18 protein-coding genes are annotated in these 22,628 nt (G+C 70.8%); 3 read left to right on the top strand and 15 right to left on the bottom strand.

The window, feature by feature from the left end; translation table 11 throughout:
- Positions 1 to 205: 205 nt before the first annotated feature.
- From OV090_RS43225 to OV090_RS43215, 3 genes are all read left to right on the top strand, one after another.
- Positions 206 to 787 carry an HdeD family acid-resistance protein gene (locus OV090_RS43225; RefSeq protein ID WP_267710756.1) on the top strand — a complete coding sequence of 194 codons (582 nt, stop codon included), beginning with the start codon at positions 206 to 208 and terminating at the stop codon, positions 785 to 787.
- 322 nt (positions 788 to 1,109) lie between these two features.
- Positions 1,110 to 2,009 carry a sulfurtransferase gene (locus OV090_RS43220; RefSeq protein WP_267710755.1) on the top strand — a complete coding sequence of 300 codons (900 nt, stop codon included), beginning with the start codon at positions 1,110 to 1,112 and terminating at the stop codon, positions 2,007 to 2,009.
- 71 nt (positions 2,010 to 2,080) lie between these two features.
- Positions 2,081 to 2,788, top strand: coding sequence for a hypothetical protein (locus OV090_RS43215; RefSeq protein WP_267710754.1), 708 nt, complete (start codon positions 2,081 to 2,083; stop codon positions 2,786 to 2,788).
- A 60-nt stretch (positions 2,789 to 2,848) separates the two neighbouring features.
- On the opposite strand, the gene OV090_RS43210 is transcribed toward OV090_RS43215, so the two are convergent.
- The 15 genes from OV090_RS43210 to OV090_RS43140 form a co-directional block, all read right to left on the bottom strand.
- On the bottom strand, positions 2,849 to 3,667 hold the full coding sequence (locus OV090_RS43210) for a hypothetical protein (RefSeq protein ID WP_267710753.1): 819 nt from the start codon (positions 3,665 to 3,667) through the stop codon (positions 2,849 to 2,851).
- 13 nt (positions 3,668 to 3,680) lie between these two features.
- On the bottom strand, positions 3,681 to 5,120 hold the full coding sequence (locus OV090_RS43205) for a hypothetical protein (RefSeq protein WP_267710752.1): 1,440 nt from the start codon (positions 5,118 to 5,120) through the stop codon (positions 3,681 to 3,683).
- A gap of 11 nt (positions 5,121 to 5,131) precedes the next feature.
- Complete coding sequence (locus OV090_RS43200; protein ID WP_267710751.1) at positions 5,132 to 5,836, bottom strand: hypothetical protein; 705 nt, start codon at positions 5,834 to 5,836, stop codon at positions 5,132 to 5,134.
- Positions 5,833 to 6,534: a hypothetical protein gene (locus OV090_RS43195; RefSeq protein WP_267710750.1), complete on the bottom strand. Its 702-nt coding sequence runs from the start codon at positions 6,532 to 6,534 to the stop codon at positions 5,833 to 5,835. The genes OV090_RS43200 and OV090_RS43195 overlap by 4 nt, the downstream gene beginning before the upstream one ends.
- 4 nt (positions 6,535 to 6,538) lie before the next feature.
- A complete protein-coding gene (locus OV090_RS43190) occupies positions 6,539 to 7,939 on the bottom strand; it encodes a TolC family protein (protein ID WP_267710749.1) in 1,401 nt (466 codons plus the stop codon).
- A 35-nt stretch (positions 7,940 to 7,974) separates the two neighbouring features.
- Positions 7,975 to 9,123: an efflux RND transporter periplasmic adaptor subunit gene (locus OV090_RS43185; RefSeq protein WP_267710748.1), complete on the bottom strand. Its 1,149-nt coding sequence runs from the start codon at positions 9,121 to 9,123 to the stop codon at positions 7,975 to 7,977.
- A gap of 19 nt (positions 9,124 to 9,142) precedes the next feature.
- Positions 9,143 to 9,691, bottom strand: coding sequence for a hypothetical protein (locus tag OV090_RS43180; RefSeq protein ID WP_267710747.1), 549 nt, complete (start codon positions 9,689 to 9,691; stop codon positions 9,143 to 9,145).
- The gene (locus tag OV090_RS43175; protein WP_267710746.1) at positions 9,678 to 12,761 is read right to left on the bottom strand and encodes a CusA/CzcA family heavy metal efflux RND transporter; all 3,084 of its coding nucleotides are present in this window, start codon (positions 12,759 to 12,761) and stop codon (positions 9,678 to 9,680) included. The genes OV090_RS43180 and OV090_RS43175 overlap by 14 nt, the downstream gene beginning before the upstream one ends.
- Before the next feature lie 98 nt (positions 12,762 to 12,859).
- On the bottom strand, positions 12,860 to 13,222 hold the full coding sequence (locus tag OV090_RS43170) for a hypothetical protein (RefSeq protein ID WP_267710744.1): 363 nt from the start codon (positions 13,220 to 13,222) through the stop codon (positions 12,860 to 12,862).
- 145 nt (positions 13,223 to 13,367) lie between these two features.
- The gene (locus OV090_RS43165) at positions 13,368 to 16,472 is read right to left on the bottom strand and encodes a CusA/CzcA family heavy metal efflux RND transporter (protein WP_267710743.1); all 3,105 of its coding nucleotides are present in this window, start codon (positions 16,470 to 16,472) and stop codon (positions 13,368 to 13,370) included.
- A 47-nt stretch (positions 16,473 to 16,519) separates the two neighbouring features.
- Positions 16,520 to 17,653 (bottom strand): efflux RND transporter periplasmic adaptor subunit, encoded by a 1,134-nt coding sequence (locus OV090_RS43160; RefSeq protein WP_267710742.1) that lies wholly within the window; start codon positions 17,651 to 17,653, stop codon positions 16,520 to 16,522.
- Positions 17,654 to 18,562: 909 nt separating this feature from the next.
- Positions 18,563 to 18,799 (bottom strand): hypothetical protein, encoded by a 237-nt coding sequence (locus OV090_RS43155; protein WP_267710741.1) that lies wholly within the window; start codon positions 18,797 to 18,799, stop codon positions 18,563 to 18,565.
- Positions 18,800 to 19,020: 221 nt separating this feature from the next.
- Positions 19,021 to 19,359 carry a hypothetical protein gene (locus tag OV090_RS43150; RefSeq protein WP_267710740.1) on the bottom strand — a complete coding sequence of 113 codons (339 nt, stop codon included), beginning with the start codon at positions 19,357 to 19,359 and terminating at the stop codon, positions 19,021 to 19,023.
- A 341-nt stretch (positions 19,360 to 19,700) separates the two neighbouring features.
- Positions 19,701 to 21,083 (bottom strand): sigma-54 dependent transcriptional regulator, encoded by a 1,383-nt coding sequence (locus OV090_RS43145; protein ID WP_267710739.1) that lies wholly within the window; start codon positions 21,081 to 21,083, stop codon positions 19,701 to 19,703.
- Entirely contained in the window at positions 21,040 to 22,488 is a 1,449-nt protein-coding gene (locus tag OV090_RS43140; protein ID WP_267710738.1) for a HAMP domain-containing sensor histidine kinase, read from the bottom strand. The genes OV090_RS43145 and OV090_RS43140 overlap by 44 nt, the downstream gene beginning before the upstream one ends.
- Between the last annotated feature and the right edge of the window lie 140 nt (positions 22,489 to 22,628).

Below are 22,628 nucleotides of genomic sequence, written 5' to 3'. Positions count from 1 at the left end.
TGCTGATTCGCGGACGGGATCGCGGCCCGGCAGGGCCCGGCCGGCGGCGACTGCCGGGGCTGCTGATTCGCAGCGAGCGAGGCGACGGTAAGAACTCCGCGGATTCGTGGGCCCGGCCGGCGGGGCGGGCGCGGGTGCCAATCGTCGCTGGGTCCGCTGGACGGGGTGCGGGATTGCGTCACGTTCCTCGGCGAAAGAAGGTCCCATGCTCTGTGAATCGCTCTCGACCGCCTGGTGGTCGCTGCTGCTGCGCGGCATCCTGGCGCTGCTGTTCGGCTGTCTGACGCTGGCCGCGCCCGGCATCTCCTTGATCGCGCTGACGATGTGGTTCGCGGTGTTCGTGCTGATCGACGGCGTGTTCCTGATCGGCGGCGCGTTCGTCGGGCGCAAGGAGAACGAGCACTGGTGGTTGATGCTGCTCGAGGGCCTGTGCGGGGTCGCGTTCGGTCTGCTCGCGCTGCGGGTGCCGGGTATCACCACTTTGGTGCTGCTGATGTACATCGCCGCGTTCGCGGTGATCACCGGGGTGCTGCGCATCGACATGGCGATCCGCCTGCGCAAGGAGATCGAGGGCGAATGGTGGCTGGCGCTCAGCGGCCTCGCCGGCGTGCTGTTCGGCGTGGTGATGATGACGATGCCGGGCGCCGGGGCGCTGGCGATGATGGTGTACATCGGCGTGTGGGCGCTGTTCGTCGGCTTCTCGCTGATCTTCCTGGCCTTCCGCGTGCGCCGGATCGGCCGCACCGGCGGCGCCTGGCGCGGCGGACAGCCGCTGCCGGCGCATTGACGCGGGGCGGGCGATTTCGCTCGCTGGCCTCCACGCGGGCGCTGCGGGCAGCGGGCGGGCCTCGCACAGAGCTGGCTGAAAGGTCAGGTGCCCTCGATGTGCGTCGCCGCGGGTCGTCCTGTCCGCGGTTCGACTCGCCGCCGATCGGCGGCGTGACGGCGATCGCAGGTGGGGGCGCCCGCGCCCGCCGGGGACACGGGCGCGGCGGGTCGCTCGGGTGAATGCGACTCCAGCAGACCGAAGGGTCGGCGCTCTTGCCATGCGCGTCGACGTGGGCCGGATTGCTTGCGCCGCGCCGCGAAGTGCGCCAATCTTGCCGGACATGTTGCTTCGTCTCGGCACCGTGGCCGTCGTCGCGCTGTTCATCGCCGGCTGCCAGCCGCCGGGGCCGAAGCGTTGCACCGACGAGCCGAGTGGTTGCCCGCGCAGCGTCTATGCAGTCGACCCCGCAGGGCTGAAGTCGTTGATGGCGCGCGGTCGGGTCAGCATCCTCGACCTGCGCAGCCAGAAGGACTACGAGGCCGGGCACATCCCGGGGGCGGTGCGGTTCGACCCGGAGTCGCTGAGCAGCGTGGTCGGCGGGGTGCCGGGGCAGGTGACGCCGGCCAAGAACATGTCGGCGACGTTCACGGCAGCGGGGGTGCGCAGCGGCGACCACGTGATCGCCTATGACGCCGAGAACGGCCCGCCGCCGGCGCGCCTGGTGTGGACGTTGCTTTATTACGGGTACGCGTCCGGGCAGGTGCAGGTGCTCGACGGCGGCTTCGCCGGCTGGACCGCGGCCGGGGAGCCGGTCGAGACGGTCCTCTCGACGCGGCTCGACGCCGGCAAGCCGGTGACGCTGCACACTCCCAGCAATGCCCGCCGCGTCGACGCGGTGTGGGTCGCCGCGCATCTCGGCGATCCGAAGGTCGCGCTGATCGACGGCCGCGAGGCCGAGGAGTACGAGGCCGGTCACATCCCGGGCGCGGTCAACGTCCCCTGGCAGACCACCCGCGACGGCACCCGCTTCCTCGACGACAAGCGCCTGTTCGCCCTCTACGGCGACCTGTTCAAAGCCTCGACCGTGGTCGCCTACTCGAAGTCGGGCATGCGCGCCAGCCTGATCTGGCTGACCCTCAAGATGCTGGCGCACCCGGACGTCCGCATCTACGACGGCTCGTGGTCGGAGTGGGGCGCGCGCGAGGACCTGCCGCGCGTGCTCGGCCCGAACCCGAACTGAAGCGGCCGCCGCCGCGCACGCCGATGCGGCGGGAGCTTGATCGAAACCTGCACGTCGGTATCCTTCTCTTCGTGCGCGCGCCGCTTCGCAACGCTCGTGAGAATCGGACCGGGATAGCGATACTCGTCGGCTCGTGCGCGCTCGGCTGTCAGGCCGACGTCACGCAGGACTTCACCGAGACCTTCCTGGTGCCCGACCCGATCGATCGCATCGAGATCGTGGTCGACCGCGGGACGGTCACCGCGATCACGTACGACCGGCCGATGACGCAGGTCAAGCGCCACACCTTCGGCCTCCCCAGCGAGCTGCCGCTGCCGCCCGACGTCACCATCGAGGACGGGATGTACCGCTTCGAGGCCCACTGCATGGGCTCGCAGCACTGCACCTGGGACCACATGCTCGAGGTCCCGCTCGGGACCAGCTTCCACATCGCGATGAACGAGGCGTTCATCGACCTCGGGAAGACCGACGGCGACATCGTCGCCGACTTCGGCCTCGGGGGCTTCAAGGCCACCCGCATCGAGTCGGCCAACGTCAGCGTCACCGCCGAGCGCGCCGACGTCCGCCTCGAATTCGTGACCCCGCCCGAGTCGGTGACGGTCGACCTCGGCGAGGGCGACGTCACGCTCGCGGTGCCGGCGGGCAGCTACCGCTGCAACTTCGCCTCCGACGCGGGCGAGGTCACCCGTTCGGGCATCACCTGCGACGACGCGGCCGCGGCGGTCCTCGACGTGCAGGTCGGCCGCGGCGACATCACGGTGACCGCCGCGACGCCCTGAGCGCAGCGTAGGATGACCTTTCAGACATGGCCCGAGAGCCATGTCCTCGATAGCGGGCGCTCAGAAGCGGAAGCTGAGGCCGAGGCCGCCGCCGGCGCGCAGCACCTGCGGGCCGACGCTGAGGTTGCGCGGGCGGTGGGTGGTGACGTTGAAGTCGCGCAGGGCCGAGTCGCGGCGCGATTGTCTGGCCGCGAGCACCCCGAGGACGATCGCAGGGGGCAGCAAGATCCCGCCGGCGATCAGCATGCCGAGGCCGGCGTCGTCGCGGTGCTCGTAGCGCCACGCGGTCGCCTGCAGGAACTCGTTTGGCTTCATGCCGTAGAGGAAGCCGCCGGCGATCAGGAGGCCGGCCGAGGCGCAGATCACCAGGAAGGCCGGGGTGATGAGCTTGCGGCGGCGGGCCTCGAGCTCGGCGGCGTCCTGGCTGCGCTGCTGCAGCGCGGCGATCTCCTGCTGCCGCGCCTGGGTGTCGACGTCCGGCTCGAGCACCAGCAGGCGCTGCAGGTCGGCCGCGCGCGAGGCCATGAACGCCTCGCTCGGCTCGTACTTGTCGGCGAGGGTGGCGAACACCTCGGCCCTCAGGCGCACCGGCTCGGCCCAGGTCGGCTCGAGCTCGCTGGCGAGGTCGAGGCGCTCGACTGCCTCGTCGTGGCGGCCCTCGGCGATGAACTGTTTGGCGTCGGCGACTGCGGTGATGGCGGTCGGGTCACGCGGGCCCGGCCTGGTCGAGGGCGGGACCGGGACCGCGATGACCTCGGCCTCGAGGGCGCGCTCGACCGGGATGGCGATCTGCGGCGCAGCGGCGGCGGTCGGCGCCCAAGCCAGCGCGACCGCCAGCGACAGGGCCAGGCAACGAGTGGCAGGGGAGCGCGGCTGCATGGCGAGGCCTGGGTCAGGCGCGACGGCGCGGGCGCGGCAGGCAGGCGAGGACGAAGGTGGTGAGCGCGAGCAGGGTCAGCGGCGTGGGCGTGCGGCCGGCGTCGCAGTAACAGGCGGGGTCGGAGCCGGCGACGCCGCTCTCGTAGCCGAAGGTGCCGACGCCCTCGCGTTCGGGCCGCTTCTTGCCCTCGAGGCTGCCGGGCTCGAGCGGCAGGACGATCACCAGCGGACCGCCGGGCGGGGCGGACTCGGACCGGCCGCGGCGCGGCGCGCTGTCGAGGACGGACACCGCGCGGTCGCCCGCGAGCGCGAACGCAGCGACGTCGGTGGTGAGGCCGTCGAGCTCGAGCTGCCGCCACTCGCGGCGGCCGCCGAAGTCGCCGTCGACGACCTGGTAGAAGCCGGACAGCGCGTGCAGCTCCTCGGTGACTGCGACGTCGTGGGCGGCGCCGAGGCTGTGGCTGGTGACGCCGGTGATGTGGACGTTGCCGGCGACGTCGGCGGCGATCGCCCGCGGCTCGACCAGCGAGCCGTCGTCGGGGAACAGGAAGAACTGGCCGACCTTGTGCTCGCCCGCGGGGGTGAAGCGGGCGTAGTAGGCGAACAGGGCCGGCTGGGCATCGTCGCCGACGGTGAAGCTGTCGAAGGCGACGTTGCTGGCCGGCACGCCCGGGGCGCCGGGGCGCTCGCGGAACACGTTGCCGGCGCCCTCGACCTCGGCGAGCAGGTAGAGGAGGCCGTCGTCGCCGCGGGCGACCGCGACGCCGCGGGTGCTGGCGCGCAGGTCGTGGTGGTCGCCGCACAGGTCGGCCTCGGCGAGGTCGCCGTAGGCCTGCCAGAGCGGCGGGCCGCCGCCCGAGGCGTAGGCCGCGAGCGAGGCGAGGTCCATCGTCTCGCCGCAGGCGCTGCGCGAGCGCCAGCCGGTGGTGACGACCACGCCTTCGGCGTCGAACACCGCGAGGTCGACGACCGCGCCCTCGGTGGCGATGATCGCCAGCTCGTCGCCGTCGGGCGAGAAGGTGCGGACCTCGCCGGCCGCGCTCACTGCGATGGTGCCGCGCTCGCCGACGTCGACCCGGCGGACCGGCTCGCGCGCGCCGCGGGCCGGCAGCGGGCGCTGCCACAGGAGGTCCAGGTCGGGGCTGAAGACAGTGAGGCCGGCGTCGCCGACCACTGCGATGTCGCCGGTGCGGCGGTCGACCGCGAGGTCGTCGACGCGGCCCGCCAGCGCGGCGGCGCCGGCCGGGGCGCCGAACGGGTCGAGGCGCACGACGCTGCTGTTCTGCGGGCTCTGGCTGGCCAGCACGACGCCGTCGCCAGAGAGGCCGACGGCGACCGGTCGCCCGCCGAGGTCGTCGCCGAGGGCGGCCGAGGCCAGCACGTCGAGCTCGGGGGCGGCGTGGGCGACCCCGGCGAACGCGGCCACGGTGATGGCCGAAGCGATGGAAAGCATGGTGCGGTGATTCATGGCGCTTGTCCCTCCAACACGACGATGTCGCCGGTGCCGACGGAGATCTGGATCGCGGAAGTCGCGGCGGGGTCGCAAGTGATCGCGGCGCTGTCGACCTCGCCGTCGCCGGACTCGAAGTCGCAGCGGTAGCTGCCGGGCGGCAGGGTCAGCTCGACGTTGCCCTCGCCGACGTCGATGCTGACTGCGGTCGGCGGGTCGACGAAGTCGACGACGACGTCGCCGGCCTCGACCGTGACAGTGAGCTCGGGCGAGCGCAGGTGAATGGCCTCGAGGCCGCCGGCGGCGTCGACGGTGACGGGGCCGTCGACCGCGAGCAGCCTGGCCGAGCCGTCCTTGGCCTGCACGTCGACCGCGATCCCGCCGAGCGGGATCTCGGCGGTCCAGTTGACGTTGCAGAAGCTGAGGCGGTTGCAGATCGCTATCGCGTCGAGGTGGTCGCCGTCGAGCTCGTGGCCGACGTCGCCGATGTCGCGCAGCGAGCCGAGCATGTAATAGAGAAGGCTGGTGCCGTTGCGGCCGACTGCGTCGACCTCGATCGAGCCCTGGTCGGTCGAGAGCGCGATCGAGGTGATCGGCTCGATGATCAGGTCGCGCTGGGAGATGTCGACGAGGACGACGCCGCAGATGCTGGCGCCGCCGAGCAGCGGCAGGCCGAGGACCAGCGGCACCACCCGCCATAGCGAATGACTGCGTGTCATGGAGCGACCCCCGTGACTGTGATGTCGCCCTCGTCGACCTGCACGTCGAGGATCGCAGCGGCCGCGTCGTCGCAGGTGACGCCGTCGAGGCTGACTTTCCCGGCGGCCGCGTCGAGGTTGCAGGCGTAGCTGCCGGCCGGGAGCTGGAGCACGACGTCGCCGGTCCCGAGGGCGATGGTCAGCGTCTCGGGCGCGACCACGAACTCGGCGTCGACGTCGGCCTCGTCGGCGGTGAGGGCGAACGTCGGGGTGGCCAGGCGCACGCCGTAGAAGTAACCTGTCTCGAAGGTCATCTCGAGCGCGCTGTCGACGTAGCCCATGTCGATGAGCGCGTGCGACATCGTGATGTCGAGCGCCACGCCGAGCGGGATCTCCATCATGTGGTCGAAGCTGCAGTTGCCCTCGAACTTGCAGTGGATGTCGAGCATCAGGTCGGTGCCGTCGATGCGCTCCACCGGGTCGAGGAAGCTGCGCAGGTAGCCGAAGCTGTGGCGGCGGATGAAGATGCCCTCGCGGTCGTAGGCGACCGCGTCGATGTTGCCGTCGTCGGTGTTGAGGACGATGCGATCGATCTCCTCGGTGAACAGGAACGTCTCGGTGAAGTCCGAGATGAAGCCGCAGCGGCCCGGGCCCATGGCCACGGGCAGGGCGAGGACCGCGACTGCGGCCGAGACGAGGCGGTGCCTGGACGTCGGCATCACGTCATCGCCCTCCGCCGGTCTCCTCGATCCGCCCGGTGACGGCCAGCACGTCGACCTCGGCCTGGACCACCGCCTCGAGCATGTCGACCTGGGTCAGCTTGACCTCGAAGCGCGCGCGGGTGGCGTCGAGCAGCTCGATCAGCTGGGACTGGCCGGCGCGGAAGCTGTCCTCGGCCATCTGCTTCATCGTCGGCAGCTTCGACAGGACGTCGAGCTCGAAGGTGGCGAGCGCGTTGCGGCGGTGCTCCAAAAGCCGCAGCGCCCGCTTGAGCTCGGCCTGGGTCGAGGCGACGACTGCCTCGCGCTCGCGCTTGGCCCGCTGGCTGCGCGCGTTGGCCTGGGCCATGATGCCCTGGCCCCAGTCGAACATGGGGATCGGGACTGTGATGCCGACCTGGGTCGAGATCGAGTAGTAGTTCTGAATCGCCACGGTGCCGGCGGTGATCGACGGCACCGGCCAGCGCTCGCGCTTCGACAGGTCGATGTTCTTGGTCGCGTAGGCCTCGTACTTGGTGGCGGCGACGATGCGCGGCTGCGACTTCTCGACGTCGGGCCACATCTGGTCGGCGTCGCCGCGCAGGCCCATCTGCCGCAGCTCGCCCTCGGCGGCCGGGTACCACGAGGGGATGCCCAGGAGCACGCCGAGCCGGCCGGCGGTGTCCTGCGCGGCGGCCTCTTCTTCGGCGCGGCGGGCCTTCCACGTCGAGGTCTCGACGTTGATGCGCAGGGTGTCGTAGTCGGTCTCGACGCCGGACTGCTTGCGCGCGCCGACGATGCCCTCGAGCCGCGCGAGGTCGGCGAGCGCCTCGTCGAGCACCTTGACGCGGGCCTGATCGGCCTGGAGCTCGATGAACAGCTCGCGCGCCTCGTAGGCGAGCTCGTGGTAGTTGGCCTTGAGGTCGGCCTCGGCCGAGCGCACGCCGTAGTCGGCGGTCTTGACGCGGGCGCGCCGCTGGCCGGCGATGAGGATCGGCAGGGTCGCGTTGGCGTAGTAGGTGGCGACGCCGTTCTGGTTGAAGCCGACGTTCAGGTAGAGGATCGAGAGGCTCAGCGTCGGGTTGGGCAGCACCCGCGCCGCGGTGACCTCGCTCTTGGCGACGTCGATCTCGGCCTCGTAGGCCTTGTAGCGCGGGCTGCGGCTCCTCACGAGGTCGAAGACCTCCTGCAGCGTGACGCTGTCGGGCAGCTCGGCGGTGTACGTCTGCTGCTGCGGCGGCGGCATGCCCGGCGTCTGCACCGCCTTCACCGGCACCGCGTTGGCCACCGGCGACGCGGCGCTGACCTGCGGCAGACCCAGCGTGGCGCCGATCGCCGCGGCCACGAGCTGCACGCGCGCTCGCCTCGCGGGCGAGCCTTGCTGGGGTACGCTCTTCACGCTCTTCACGTTCGTCACGTCGTTCACGTCCTGCGCGTCGCTTCGGTTGGATGGGGCTGCACTCAGAGGATCCGCTGCGCCGTGCCGTCGATCAGCAGCGCGCCGGACACCGCGATCCGCTCGCCCGGTTTGACGCCGGACAGGATCTGGACATATTCGCCGAAGGTGTGGCCGGTCGCGACCTCGCGGCGGCTGAACACGCCCTCGCGCTCCTCGACGTAGACGACCGAGATCTTGCCTTCCTTGATCAGGACGGCGGTCCGCGGGACGGTGACGCCGGTGGTGCTCGGGGTCTGGATCTTGGCGCGGGCGAACATGCCGGGGGTGACGCCGGGGGCCTCGCCGTCGATGGCGACGTAGACCGGGGCGCGGCGCAGGCCGGTGTCGATGAGCACGCCGATGCCCTCGACGTGGCCCTCGACCGGCTCGGGCAGGGCCGCGAACTCGAGCGTGACCTTGGAGCTGTCGTGGACCAGGGCGAGGTCGTCCTGGAACACCTCGGCGACGACCCACAGCGCGTTGGGGTTGCCGATCTCGATCAGCGGGTCGCCGCCCGGCTCGACCTGGGCGCCGACGGTGGCGAAGCGCCGCAGCACCATGCCCTCGATCGCGGCCTCGACGACCACGGTGCCGCCGGAGCTCTTGCCGAGCAGCGACACTGCCTTCTGCGCGTGCTGCAGCGAGGCCTGCGTCTCGGCCAGGCGGTGCTGCGCGGCCACCCGCTCGTACTCGCGGCCGACGCCCTGCTTGGCCATCTGGTTCTGGCGCTCGAGCTGGTCCTTGGCGGTCTCGACCTCGATGCGGGCGCGCGCGAGCTCCATGTGGAAGCTCGAGGCCTCGGGGCTGGCGATGGTGACCAGCGGGTCGCCGGCCTTGACCTTCTCGCCGACCTCGACGTGCAGCTTGACGACGCGGCCGGGGATCGGGGCGCCGACCCGCGACAGCGCGCCGTCGCGGAAGGCGACCCGCGCAGGGGCCTTGATCGCCGCGTGCTCGGGCTCCATCGCGACCGGCTGGATCTCGACGTAGGGCCGCGAGGCCGCCGGCAGGAAGTGCAGGCCGTCCTCGGACGAGCCGAGCGGACCTGCGGGCGGCTGCTGGGTGACGCTGGCCACCTCGACGGGCTGGCTGGACTTGCAACCTGTCCCGAGAGCCAGGCCCAGAGGCAGCGCGAGGCGGCACAGGGCGCGGGTGATTCGCTGGCGGGTCATCGGTCTCACTCCTGATTCGCTAGAACGCCAGGCTGACGCCGAACCCGGCGCCGCGGGGCAAAAGGATGGGGGCGGCGGTCTGCAGGCGGACGCGCCCGCGGCCGCCGAAGCCGAGGACCGCGGTCTCGAGCTTGTCGAGGCGCTTGCCGTTGATGCCCCACAGGATGCCGCCGACCAGCCACAGGCCGCCGGTGATGCCGGCGAGGGTGTAGCCGGTGACCTTCGACGGTCGGCCGCGGTCGGGCAGGTCGCTGAGGCCGTAGATGAGGGCGAAGGCGCCGGCGAGGAAGGTGACGCCGCCGGCCATGACGAGGCCGCGGCCGACGTCGCGGCGGAGGCGGAAGCGGCGGTCGAGGTAGTCGGCGAACGGCTCCGGATCCTGGTCCTGGCCGTAGGCAGCCCACTCGCGCGAGAGGTCGAGCTTGGTCTTCGCCTCGAGGTCGCGCCGGCTCTCCTCCTGGCCGGGGGGCGGAGCCGCGGACGCGACCGCGGGCAGGGCCACGGCCGCCGACAGCAGGACGCTGCCGGCGAGCCGGACGGGCGCGAAGCGACGATCAGTGTTGTTCATGGGACTTTGCCTGCCTGGGCGCGAGGTAGCTGTAGAGGGCCGGGAGGAAGAACAGGGCCACGAACAGCGTGGTCACCATACCGCCGACGATCACCAGCGCAAAGGGGCGCTGCACCTCGCTGCCCATGCTGGTCGAGACCGCCATCGGCATGAGGCCGCACATCGCCAGCAGACCGGTCATGAGGCGGGCGCGGAAGCGGTCGACGCCGGACTCGATGACCGCCTCGCGCAGCGCCAGGCCCTCGCGCCGGCGCTGGTCGACGCCGCTGATCATCAGCAGGCCGGCCATCGACACCTGGCCGAGCAGGGCGATGAAGCCGACCGCGGCGCTGACCGACAGCGGGATGCCGGTGAGGCGGAGGACGAACACGCCGCCGGTCAGGGCGAACGGCACGCTCAGCATGATGACGAGCGCGCTCATGCCGGAGCCGAGCGCGGCGTACAGCAGGCCGAACACGATGAGCACGGCGATCGGGACGATGACCTTGAGGCGGGCCATGGCGCGCTGCTGGTTCTCGAACTCGCCGCCCCACACCAGGTACTCGCCCTCGGGCACGTGGACCTTGCGCGCCGCGGTCTCCATCGCCTCGGCCACGGTCGAGCCCATGTCGCGGCCCTCGATGTTGAACTTGATGGCGAGGTAGCGGCTGTTGGCCTCGCGGATGACGGAGGCGCGGCCGCTGGCGACCTCGATCGTGGCCAGGTCGCGCAGCGGGACGCGCGCGCCGGTCGGCGAGGGGATCAGCAGCTCGGCCACGGCCGAGAGGTCGGACTTGGCGACCGGCGGCAGGCGCACGCGGGTCGGGATGATCCGCTCCTTGTCCCACATGTTGGTGACGGTGGTGCCCGCCAGGGCGGTCTCGATGACCGTCTCGGCGTCGTGCACGCTGATGCCGTTGCGGGCCAGCGCCTTGCGGTCGAGGTTGATCTGCAGCTGCGGGATGATCGAGTCGCGGTAGATGCCGAGGTCGACCACGCCGGGCACGTCCTTGATCGCCGCGATGACGTCGAGCAGCGTCGCCCGCATCTGCGTCAGGTCGGTGCCGAACACCTTGACGACGATCTTGCCGCGGACGCCGCTGACGGCCTCTTCCACCGAGTCGCGGATCGGCTGGGAGAAGTTGAAGCGGACGGCGGGGATCTCGGTCAGCGAGGCGCGCACCTGGTCGATGAGCATCTCCTTGGTGAGGCCGGGCCGCCACTCGGACTTGGGCTTCAGCCGGCCGAACACCTTGGCCATGTTGATGCCCTCGTTGTCCATGCCGTCCTCCGGCCGGCCCTGCTCCGAGGGAGTGCTCTCGATCTCCGGGAACTCCAGCATCTTGCGGCGGACCTCCTGCAAGATGTCCTGGCCGGACTCGAGCGCGATGCTCGGCGGCATCTCGACGAACACGTAGAGGTCGCCCTCGTCGAGCTCGGGCAGGAACTCGGTGCCGAGGCCGCGGGCGGCCACGACGCCGGCCGCCAGCAGCGCCAGGCCGGCGACGATGGCGACGAAGCGCTGACGCAGCAGGACGATCAGGACCTGGCGGTACCACTCGCGCAGGATGATGAGGAACCGCGGGTCGCTGATGTCGCCGTCCTTGGGCCGCATGAACACGGCGCACAGGGCGGGCACGACGGTCAGCGAGAACGCCAGCGCGCCGAGCAGGGCGAACGTGTAGGTCAGCGCCAGGGGGCTGAAGATGCGGCCCTCGACGCCCTGCAGGGTGAACACCGGGATCAGGGCGGCGATGTTGATCGCCATGGCGAAGAACGCCGGGCCGGACACGCTGATCGCCGAGTGCGCGACGACCTCGAGCATGCTCTTGCGGTCCGGGGGCTTCTGCACCCGGGCCTCGTGGATCACGTTCTCGACCAGGACGACGGCGCCGTCGACGATGATGCCGAAGTCGATCGCGCCCATCGAGATCAGGTTGGCCGGCAGGCCGAGCAGGTAGAGGCCGGTGAAGGCCGTCAGCAGGGCCAGCGGGATGGTGACCGCGACGATCAGCGAGCCGCGGATGCTGCGCAGGAACAGCCAGCCGAGCCCGCTGACCAGCACGAAGCCGACCAGCAGGTTCTCGTAGACCGTGTGCAGGGTGTGCTCGATGAGCACGCTGCGGTCGTACATCGGCACCAGGGACATGCCCTCGGGCAGGATCTTGGCGTTGAGCTCCTCGATCTTGGCGTGGATGCCCTTGAGGACGGTGTCGGGGTTCTCGCCGCGGCGCAGCAGGACGACGCCCTGGACGATGTCCTTCTGGTCGTTGTAACCGACCGAGCCCTGGCGCGGGGTGTTGGCCTCGATGACCTGGGCGACGTCGCCGATGGTGACCGGGGTGCCGCCCTCGTTGGCGAGCACTGCCTCGCGGATGTCGTCGGCGTTCTCGAGCAGGCCGATGCCGCGGATGACCAGCTGCTCCTGGCCGTGGCGCTGGTAGCCGCCGCCGACGTTGCGGTTGGCCTTGGCCAGCGCGTCGGTGACGTCCTGCAGGGTGAGGCCGTAGGTGGCGAGGCGGGCCGGGTCGACCTCGACGTGGTGCTCGCGGACGAAGCCGCCCATGCCGACGACGTCGGCGACGCCGGGCACCTGCTTGAGGTGGCGGACGATGGTCCACTCCTGCTCGGTGCGCAGCTCGTACAGGGTGTGGCGGTCGCTGACGACGCGGTAGTAGTAGACCTTGCCCAGCGGGGTGGCGTCGGGGGCGATCCGGACGTTGACGCCCTCGGACAGGTCGAGCCCCTGTAATCGCTCGGCGACCCGCATGCGCGCCTTGAACGGGTCGGCCTCGTCGTTGAAGACGAGCCAGATCAGCGACAGCCCGAACAGGCTCTCGCTGCGCATCTGGACCATGTCCGGGGTGCCGTTGAGCGCGCGCTCGAGGGGGATCGTCACCTGACGCTCGATCTCCTCGGGGGCGAACCCGGGCATCTGCGCGATGACGTTGACCTGGACGTTGGTGACGTCCGGATAGGCCTCGATGGGAGTTTGTAGGTACGACGAGACGCCGTACAGCGCGAGCACGAAGGTGACGATGATCGCTGCGAGTCGCTTATCGACGCACAAGCGAACGAGGTGACGAATCATGACGGACCGACCGCTCCACTGTGGCCGTATGGCCATTCAGTGGCGATTGAATTGTGGGGTGTCTGACCCAGAGGGCCGAGGTGCGGCCCCCACTATGGTCAGACCATCGGCGGCCCACGTGCGGTCGGTCGGCCACGCCGCGACGACGGCCATTCAGCGGACTGATGTCCGGACATCGTCGTCAAATGCGTCGACGCGTACAGCGGCGACAACAGCGACGGCAATGCGGCGGGACACTTCTTGCTGGGACTCGGGGCGGCGCCGGTGCTGCGCTGGGCGTCGAACGTCTGCTGGCGCGATACGAACGGCGTATCGTGGACCGCAGGGATGCTGACGCTGTCCTCGGAGAAGCGCTCGAACAGCCGCTGGGACGGCGCCGCGGTGAATACGACCGCGAGGGCGAGCGCGACGAACGTCGCGAGCACCGCCCACAAACGGCCGAATCCAACGCGCCGCTCCATTCTGGAGATTGAAGCTACACGAGCCGCAAGAAGCCAGCAAGCAGCGGCGCCGAAGAATCGTCGCCGGTCATCCCCCTGTAGCGATTGAAGGGGTGATAAACGTCACAATTGCGAACTCGAGTTCGTGTGTGGAGATATCGCGCCGTCAATGCGCAGGCGGAGTGAGCTCGGCTTCATTTTCGGCCGTCGCCCGCCGCCGCCCGAGCAAGCTGGTGAACGCGGGCAAAATGAACAGCGCCACGAACAACGTGGTGACCATGCCGCCGATGATGACGACGGCGAAGGGCTTCTGCGTCTCGCTGCCCATGCCGGTCGAGACCGCCATCGGCATCAGGCCGAGCATCGCCAGCAGCGCGGTCATCAGCAGCGCCCGGAACCGCGAGGTCGCGCCCTCGACGACCGCGCGCAGCGGCTCGGCCCCCTCGTTGCGCAGGCGGTCGATCGCGCTGACGACCAGCAGGCCGGCGAGCGACACCTGCCCGAGCAAGGCGATGAAGCCGACGGCGGCGCTGACCGACAGGGCGATCCCGGCGCCCCACAGCGCGAACAGGCCGCCCGTCAGCGCGAACGGGATGCACAGCATGACCAGGACGGCGCTGACGCCCGACTGCAGGGCGCCGTACAGGAGGGCCAGGACGATGAGCAGGGCGATCGGGACGATCACCTGCAGGCGAGCCATGGCGCGCTGCTGGTTCTCGAACTCGCCGCCCCACTTGAGGTACTGACCCTCGGGGACGGTGACCTCGCGCGCGACCACGTCCATCGCGTCCTTGACGGTGGAGCCCATGTCGCGGCCCTCGACGTTGAACTTGAGGGCGAGGTAGCGGCGGTTGGCCTCGCGGATGACGGAGGCGCGGCCGCTGGCGATGCGGATGTCGGCGAGGTCGCGCAGGGGGATCCGCGCGCCGGCGGGCGAGGGCACGAGGATCTCGCCGATGCTCGACACGTCGGCCTTCTCGACCGCGGGCAGGCGCACGCGCACCGGCACGAGGCGCTCCTCCTGCCACAGGTTGGTGACGACGTGGCCGGCCATGGCGGTCTCGATCACGTTGTCGGCCGCCGATACGCTGATGCCGCTGCGGGCCAGGGCCCCGCGGTCGAGCACGATCTGCAGCTGCGGCACCGACGAGTCGCGGTAGAGGCCGAGGTCGACCACGCCGGGGACGTCGCCGACGGCGTCGATGACGCGCACCAGCGTCTCGCGCATGGCGGCGAGGTCGGTGCCGAACACCTTGACGACGATCTTGCCGCGGACGCCGCTGACGGCCTCCTCGACGCTGTCCTTGATCGGCTGCGAGAAGTTGAAGCTGACGCCGGGGATCTCGGCCAGGCTGGCCCGCATGTCGTCGATCAGCTGCTCCTTGGCGAGCCCGCGGCGCCAGTTCTCCTTGGGCCGCAGGCGGGCGAACACCTTGGCCATGTTGGTGCCCTCGTTGTCGAGGCCGTCCTCCGGGCGGCCCTGCTCCGAGGGCGTGGCCAGCACCTCCGGGAACTCCATGATCTTGCGGCGGACCTCGGCGAGGATGTTCTGCCCGCTCTCGAGCGAGACCGAGGGCGGCATCTCGACGAAGATGTAGAGGTCGCCCTCGTCGAGCTCGGGCAGGAACTCGGTGCCGATGCGCGTGGCCGCGGCGCCGCCGGCGACCAGCAGGCCGAGCGCCAGGGCGATCGGGACCACGCGGGCGCGCAGGGCGGCCCGCAGCAGGCGGGCGTAGCCGTCGCGCAGGACGATGAGGAACCTGGGGTCGCGCAGCTCGGCGTCGCGCGGGCGCAGGGTGAGCGCCAGCAGGGCCGGGACGACGGTCAGCGCGAACACCAGCGCGCCGATCAGGGCGAAGCTGTAGGTGAGCGCGAGCGGGCGGAAGATCCGGCCCTCGACGCTCTCGAGCGTGAACACCGGGATCAGCGCGGCGATGATGATCGCCATCGCGTAGAAGGTGGGCCGGGCGACGTCGATGGCCGAGCTGGCGACCAGGCTCAGCACCTCGCGCCGGCTGGTCGGCTTGTGGAGGCGCATCTCGTGGATGACGTTCTCGACCAGGACGACCGCGCCGTCGACGAGGATCCCGAAGTCGATCGCGCCCATCGAGATCAGGTTGGCCGGCAGGCCGAGCAGGTAGAGGCCGGCGAACGCGGCCAGCAGCGACAGCGGGATGACGACGGCGACGATCAGCGAGCCGCGCATGCTGCGGAGGAACAGCCACACCAGGCCGACGATCAGCAGGAAGCCGTTGACCAGGTTGTGGTTGACCGTCTCGAGGGTGTGACCGGTCAGGGTGCTGCGGTCGTACATCGGCTCGAGGGCCATGCCCTCGGGCAAGATCTCGCGGTTCAGCTCGTCGATCTTGAGCTTCAGCGCCGCCAGCACGGTGTCGGGGTTCTCGCCGCGCCGCAGCAGGACGATGCCCTCGACGATGTCGCGCTCCTCGTTGTAGCCGACGGTGCCCTGGCGCGGGGTGTAGGCCTGCAGCACGCGGCCGACGTCGCCGACGGTGACGGGGGTGCCGCCCTCGCTCTCGAGCACGACGTCCTCGACGTCCTTGGGCGTGCGCAGGTAGCCGATGCCGCGGATGACCAGCTGCTGGTCGCCGTTGCGCTTGATGCCGCCGCCGACGTTCTTGTTCGAGCGCTCGAGCGCCTCGGTGATGTCGAGCAGGGTGAGGCCGTAGGCGGCCATGCGCTGGGGGTCGACCTCGACGTGCAGCTCCTTGAGGAAGCCGCCCATGCCGACGACGTCGGCGACGCCGGGGACCTGCTTGAGCACGCGGGTGACGGTCCACTCCTGCTCGGAGCGGATGTCGTAGAGCGAGTGGCGGTCGCTGGTGAGGCGGTAGTAGTAGACCTTGCCGAGCGGGGTGGCGTCGGGCGCGAGCTTGACCTCGGCCTCCTCCGGCAGCTCGGCGTTGAGCAGGCGCTCGGCGATCCGCGTGCGCGCCTTGAAGGCGTCGGCCTCGTCGTTGAAGACCAGCCACAGGATCGAGAGCCCGAACAGGCTCTCGCTGCGCATCTGGATCATGTCCGGCGTGCCGTTCAGGGCCCGCTCGAGCGGGATCGTCACCTGGCGCTCGATCTCCTCCGGCGCCGCACCCGACAGCTGGGCGACGACGTTGACCTGGACGTTCGTGACGTCCGGATAGGCCTCGATCGGCGTCTTGAAGTAGGCCTGCAGGCCGTACAGCGCGACGACGAGGGTCATCAGGATCGCCGCGAGGCGCTTTTGAATGCAGATGCGGATCAGGGCTGCGATCATGGGACCTCGTGCCGAAGCGGCGCGGAGGGGCCGGGGCGCGGCCCGGCTCAGAGGAGCTGCTGGGCCTCGCCGTCGATGAGGAGGGCGCCCGCCACGGCGATCCGCTCGCCCGGCTTGATGCCCGAGATCACCTGGACGTGCTCGCCGAAGGTGTGGCCGAGGACGACGTCGCGCTGGGCGAACTTGCCGGGCGACTCCTCGACGTAGACGACCGAGTGGGTGCCGTCCTTGATCAGGACGGCCGTCTTGGGCAGCGTCACGCCCTGCTCGGCCGGCGCGAGGATGCTGGCGCGGGCGTAGGCGCCGGGCGTGAGGCCGGAGATGGCCTCGTCGATGGCGACGTAGACCGGGGCGCGGCGCAGGCCGGTGTCGACGAGGACGCCGATGCCGACGACGTGGCCGATGACCGCGCCGGGGCGGGCCGCGAATTCGAGGGTGACCTTGGCGCCCTCGCGGACCAGCAGCAGGTCGTCCTGAAACACCTCGGCGACCACCCACAGCGCCTCGGGGTTGCCGATCTCGAACAGCGGGTCGCCGCCGGGTTCGACCTGGGCGCCGACCGTGGTGAGGCGGCGCAGGATGGTGCCCTCGATCGGGGCGGTCACCGTGACCATGCCGCCGGAGTTGGGGCCGAGCATGTTGACGGTCTTCTGCGCGTGGACGAGGGCCGCCTTGGCCTCGGCGAGGCGGTGCTTGGCGGCGATCCGCTCGACCTCGCGGCCGACACCCTTGGTCGCCATGTCCTCCTGGCGCTTGACCGCGTCGTTGGCGGCGTCGACCTCGATGCGCGCGCGGGCCAGGTCCATCGCGTATTCGGACGCCTCCGGGCTGGCGATGACCACCAGCGGAGCGTTGGCCTCGACCCTCTCACCGGCCTCGACCATCAGCTTGACGATGCGGCCCGGCGCCGGCGCGCCCACCGTCGACACCGCGCCGTCGCGGAAGGCCACGCGCGCCGGGGCGCGGATGGCCGCGTGCTCGGGCTCCAGCGCCGCCTCCTCGATCTTCACGTAAGGGAGAGAGCGCTCCTCGACGCTGATATGCCGGCTATCCGGGTCGCCCATCGGCTCGCCGACCGACCGCTCCGTCGCGGCCGGCGCAGGGGCAGAGCTGGCGCCCGAGCACCCCGCGACCAGGGTCGCGAGCAAGAGCGTGTGCACGGCGCTAAGAAGTCGCTTCACGGGGAACTCCTGTCGGGGCTCTCATCGGGATCGGCGCATGGTCGCGCGAGCGGGACCTCAGGCTAGACCGCCGTTCGGCGGCCGGCAAATGAAATAGAAGTAGGTCTGGGCGCGCTTCGAGGCGAAATGCGCAAAAGGCGCTGCTGAACGGCGATGCAACAATTCGGGCGGCAAGCTCGCATTCGCGCATTACCGCGGCGTAACGCAACGGCGCCGAATGTCCGCCAAGGGAGATCCGGCATCGGCGGAGTCCGGCGGGAGTCGCGGCGAGGGCTGGCAGCGATGAAAGGCGCGAGGTGGTCGCGGGCGAGTCGATCGCGGGCCAGGCCCATCGCGGGCGAGGCGACGTGGTCGACCGTCCCCATGACGACACGCATCGTCACCGGTCGTCGTCGTCATGGTGCGCGGGGTCGACGTGTGCCGCCGTCTCGGTCGGCTCGCGCTTCTGCAAGGCGTCGCCCACGCCGGCGCGGACGACGAGCAGCCACAGGCTGGCCGTCCGCGCGACGGAGGCGGGTACTGCCAGCCGCGCAGGTCGGCGAACGAGCGCAGGTCCTCGCGCACTGCGAGGGGCCGCGGCGACGCCGTCGATCGCGGGGACGAGGGGCAGGAACGCCGCGACGAGCTGGCGCCTCGTGGAGGAAGCCCTGGATCGCCAGGTCCTCGACGACGACGGAGATCGTGCAGGAACGGACGGTGAGCCGCGGGGCGCGGCCGGCCAGGCCGCCGAGCAGGCGCATCTCGATAGTGCCGCCGCGTCGAGTCGAGCGGACGCGCCGCAGCAGGCTTCGGCGCGAGCTTCCGAGCTGCTTGTTGCGACATGTCCAGAAGGAAATGTCCTATGGGACATCCGATGAGCCGACGACCCGCGGCGCCCGGACGCGAAGGGGCGCGGGAGCTCTCGCGGCCTCAGCGGGGAGCGGGCGCCGCGGCGGGCTTGCCGTCGACGGTGAGGCGACCGTACTGATCGGCGAGAGTGTCGCGCTTGGCGCCGAAGATGCCCGTCATGGCGAACGACAGCATCCACACGAACAGGGCGGCGAAGGCGGCGACGGCGACGATCTGAAGGACCCCCGTGGTGGTGGCGATCGGCGGCCTGGAGGCTTCTAGCTCCCACTTGTTGTCAGAGATTTCGGCGGTCGACATGGCTTTCACTCCGGGCGCTCGAAGACGAGGCACCCGGAAGTTGGGCGAGCTTCGACAGGGCACAAGCACGCCGGCGGCGAGCGATAGTTCGCGGCCGGGAACGATGGTGTGCTCGTTTCCCCCCGTGCCTGCGGCCCCACCGCCGGAAGGGCCGCGAATCTGTGATCCGGACGACGTCCGCTCGCCGGTGCGCGAGGACTGGAGCCTCCGGGTCTCGGAGATCACGAGGCCGGCGAGCCGCCGATCACGTGCGCGAGCACCGACGCGAGCGCGGTCAACGAGACCACGGTGAGCGCGTAGCGGCGCCAGTGCGCGAGCGTGGCGGGCTCGCCGCTGGCCGTCTTTCCGGCCCAACGCGTGATATCGACCCGGCGCGCGACGACCGTCGACCCGACGGTGAGCCAGACGACGCCGTCGAGCACCGAGGGGAACGCTTCCCCATTCATGGCGATCACCGCCAGCGACGCGTACACGATCGCGTTGCCGATGAGCATCCAAAACAGTCGGAGCGCGCAGCCGGCCGGAGCAGGTGCGGGGTCGGGGGTATTCGGTTGTTGCACGGGCTTGCCTCCGCAGCCGCACACGGCGGCCTGCGAAATGGCGGCCCGACCATTTCAGCGCTCACTCGACGACCGGGTGAGCCAAATCCTGCTGCCGACGAACGTACGCCGGTGCACCCTTGCCTGAGCACTCTATCGCGGGGGGCTGCGACGTCTGACGAGGAAATTGCGGGTAGCGCCCTTCGCGTATGACATTTCGCGCAGCGACGCTCGAGGCCGCCGAGCGCTGGCGGAGACATCGCAGCGGCCTCGGGCATCGAGCTGCCGCCGGTCACGACGCCGGTACCGCCGCGAACACTCTGGCTGCGGAGCCCGGAGATCGAGGACGCGCGGTCCGCTCCTCACTCTTTTACGTCGAGGTCGGCGGCCTCCTGCGTGCCCAACAGTCGCCCGAGAGTCTTGACGTCGATGCCGAGGCGGCGGGCCGCGTGGGCGCGGATCCCATCGACCTGCTCGAGCACCCAGGCGGCGTATCGGCGCTGCATCTCTCGCATCGGCAGGATCGCGTCGAACGCGGGGTTCGAGTCCGGGGGCGCGCTGAAGCTGCGGGGCAGGTCCGCGACCTCGATCATCGCCCCGTGACCGAGCAGGACCAGACGCTCGATGGTGTGGGACAGCTCGCGGACGTTGCCGGGCCACGGGTGGGCGAGCAGCCGCTCGAGGGCCGCGCGAGAGAAGTTGCAGACCGGACTGTCCGGGTAGCGCGCCCTGGCCTTGCCGAGGAAGTGATCGATCAGTTCGGGCAGATCGCCGTGGCGCTCGCGCAGCGGCGGCAGCTCGAGGACGACCAGGTTGAGGCGGTACAGCAGGTCCTCACGGAACCGGCCGTCGCGCACGGCTTGCTCGAGATCGCGGTTGGTGGCGGCGAGGATGCGGACATCGATCGGCCGCTCTTTCATCCCGCCGATCGGGCGCACGGCGCCGCGCTCGATCACGTGCAACAGCTTCGCCTGCAGCGGCAGCGCCATCTCGCCGATCTCGTCGAGCAGGATGCTGCCGCCGTCGGCGGCCGAGAACAGGCCGGCCGAGCTGGAGGTGGCGCCGCTGAACGCCCCCCGCACGTGACCGAACAGCTCGCTCTCCAACAAGTTCTCGGGCAGGGCCGCGCAGTTCAGGGCGACCAGCGGGGCCGAAGCGCGACCGCTGCGCTGGTGGAGGGTCGAGGCGACCAGCGTCTTGCCGGTGCCGGTCTCGCCCGTGATGAGGACGGGCGCCGAGGTGCTCGCGACGCGGTCGATGATGCGGAACAGCTCCTGCATCGCCGCGCTGGTGCCCAGCAGGCCGGGCGGCCCTGGCTGGACGCGCAGGGCGTGGCGCAGCACCTCGGCCTCGCGGCGGAGCTGCGTATCCTCGAAGGCGCGGCGGATGAAGATGAGGAGCTCGTCGACCCGGAACGGCTTCGCCAGGTAGTGGAAGGCGCCGCGGCGCACGGCCTCGATCGCAGTGTCGAGCGCGCTGTAGGCGGTCATGACGATGACGGGCAGCTGCGGGTTGAGGGCCCGCGCCTGGGCGAGCAACGTCAAGCCGTCGGCCCCGGTCATGCGCAGGTCGGTCACCATCACGTCGAAGTTCGCCTCCGCGAGGTGCACCAGCGCCGCCTCGGCGGAGCGCGCCGCGGCCACGTCGAACCCCTTCTCCGTCAGGCCGTCGCTGAGGGCCTCGAGCATGTCGAGGTCGTCGTCAACCAGCAGGATGCGCGTCTTGTGCTTCGTCGGCGAGAGCATCGTCGGACATGGGTTCGGCGGGCAAGCGTAACACGGCGTTCGTCCCGCCGCCGGGACGGTCCTCGAACCGAAGCTCGCCTCGATGCATACGCATGACCTCGCTGGCGATCGCCAGACCGAGGCCCGTGCCCTCGGCCTTGGTGCTGAAGAACGGCTGGATGCGCGCGCGGACGTTGGGATCGATGCCGGCGCCGCGATCACTGACCGCGATCTCGAGCTGCCCGCCCCGCAGCGACGCGCCGAGCTCGACCTCGCCGCGCTCGCGCGAAGCATCGCACGCGTTGAGCAGCAGGTTCGTCAGGGCGTGCTCGAGGAGCCGCGCGTCGCCGTAGATCCACGGCAGCTCGGACAACGAGTGGACGCGGAGCGAGACCCCGGCGCGCTCGAATCGGTGGCCGACGCGAGCGACCGCGCTGCGCAGCACGTCGGCCGCCGGGAACCGCTCGCGCAGGGGCGCAGCGCCGCGGGCGATGGCCAGGAAGCCGCGCGCGTTCTCCCGGATCTTCGCCACCTGCTCGGTGATCGCTCGCGCGCCGCGGCGAGCCCGGTCGTCCTCGGCGTTGTTCTCGAGCTGCTCGGCCCGCATGGCGATCACGCCGAGCGGCGTCGACAGCTCGTGGGCGATGCCGGCAGCGAACGTCAACATCGTCGCGGCTCGCCCTTCGCGGGCGAGCTGGACCTCCTGGTGGGCGCGCATCGACTCGCGGGCCAGCATGCGCTCGAAGGCCCGCTCCTGTCGTTGCGTGCGGAGGAGGACCCACCCGAAGCCGAGCACCACGAGGCTGGCGAGGCTGACCATGATGATGGTCCGGGCGTAGCGACGAGACTCGCGCGCACGCTGGCGCTCCGTCGAGCTGACGACTGCGAGGATCCACTCGCCGAACCGTGGGTCCTCCACGCGCGACAGGCCCGCGACCGCGAGCTCCTCGGGTAGCCCGAGACGCAGCGCCTCGGTCGGCGTCAACCAGGCGCTGCTCTCGCCCACGGTCGCGGCCTGGACCACGCTCGGGAGGTCGACGGGCGCGCCCTCGATGGTCCGCAGGTCGTCCGTCGCGGTCGCCCACACCAGCAGGCGGTGATCGGCGTCGTTGGCGATGGCGTCCTCGTGGAGGAGCTGGCGCGGCTCGACCACGAACGAGGTGTTCGCGAAGCGCCACGCACCATCCTCGGCGTGGGCGGCGCCCGCCGGCTCGCCTTCGCCGAGCGCGGACAGGCCGGCCCGGAACTCCGACGCCAGCACCTCTGCCAGCACACGTGTCTCGCGCGAGCTCTCGATGCGCGTCGTCGACACCAGCGAGCGCTCGTCCATCACTCCCAGAGCGGCGATGGCGCCGATTGCGAACACCATCGCGGTCGCCAACAAGCCCGTACGCCAGCGCTTGAGGCGGAGATGGGGCGCGTTCATGGCCGGCAAGACAAGCACGCTTCGCGCCAATTGGGAAACCGCGCCAAACCGGCGGTGAACGCGACCAGGGCGGGCATCTTGCCCGGTCACCGGGCATTTTTCCCTGCCCGGCGAGGCGCCGGCCGGCGAGCGAGGAAGCG

This window comes from Nannocystis sp. RBIL2, from assembly GCF_026626745.1.
Taxonomy (GTDB): Bacteria; Myxococcota_A; Polyangia; order Nannocystales; family Nannocystaceae; genus Nannocystis.
The sequence above is the reverse complement of the archived record's forward strand: the minus strand, read 5'-3'. Positions and strand labels throughout refer to the sequence as shown.

What these genes read in the sequence shown, in the direction of transcription:
- OV090_RS43170 (WP_267710744.1), bottom strand. Translation starts at nt 13,222, where the DNA reads ATGGAGCGGCGCGTTGGATTCGGCCGTTTGTGGGCGGTGCTCGCGACG.
- OV090_RS43220 (WP_267710755.1), top strand. Translation starts at nt 1,110, where the DNA reads ATGTTGCTTCGTCTCGGCACCGTGGCCGTCGTCGCGCTGTTCATCGCC.
- OV090_RS43205 (WP_267710752.1), bottom strand. Translation starts at nt 5,120, where the DNA reads ATGCTTTCCATCGCTTCGGCCATCACCGTGGCCGCGTTCGCCGGGGTC.
- OV090_RS43225 (WP_267710756.1), top strand. Translation starts at nt 206, where the DNA reads ATGCTCTGTGAATCGCTCTCGACCGCCTGGTGGTCGCTGCTGCTGCGC.
- OV090_RS43180 (WP_267710747.1), bottom strand. Translation starts at nt 9,691, where the DNA reads ATGAACAACACTGATCGTCGCTTCGCGCCCGTCCGGCTCGCCGGCAGC.
- OV090_RS43155 (WP_267710741.1), bottom strand. Translation starts at nt 18,799, where the DNA reads ATGTCGACCGCCGAAATCTCTGACAACAAGTGGGAGCTAGAAGCCTCC.
- OV090_RS43185 (WP_267710748.1), bottom strand. Translation starts at nt 9,123, where the DNA reads ATGACCCGCCAGCGAATCACCCGCGCCCTGTGCCGCCTCGCGCTGCCT.
- OV090_RS43195 (WP_267710750.1), bottom strand. Translation starts at nt 6,534, where the DNA reads ATGCCGACGTCCAGGCACCGCCTCGTCTCGGCCGCAGTCGCGGTCCTC.
- OV090_RS43145 (WP_267710739.1), bottom strand. Translation starts at nt 21,083, where the DNA reads ATGCTCTCGCCGACGAAGCACAAGACGCGCATCCTGCTGGTTGACGAC.
- OV090_RS43140 (WP_267710738.1), bottom strand. Translation starts at nt 22,488, where the DNA reads ATGAACGCGCCCCATCTCCGCCTCAAGCGCTGGCGTACGGGCTTGTTG.
- OV090_RS43165 (WP_267710743.1), bottom strand. Translation starts at nt 16,472, where the DNA reads ATGATCGCAGCCCTGATCCGCATCTGCATTCAAAAGCGCCTCGCGGCG.
- OV090_RS43175 (WP_267710746.1), bottom strand. Translation starts at nt 12,761, where the DNA reads ATGATTCGTCACCTCGTTCGCTTGTGCGTCGATAAGCGACTCGCAGCG.
- OV090_RS43210 (WP_267710753.1), bottom strand. Translation starts at nt 3,667, where the DNA reads ATGCAGCCGCGCTCCCCTGCCACTCGTTGCCTGGCCCTGTCGCTGGCG.
- OV090_RS43200 (WP_267710751.1), bottom strand. Translation starts at nt 5,836, where the DNA reads ATGACACGCAGTCATTCGCTATGGCGGGTGGTGCCGCTGGTCCTCGGC.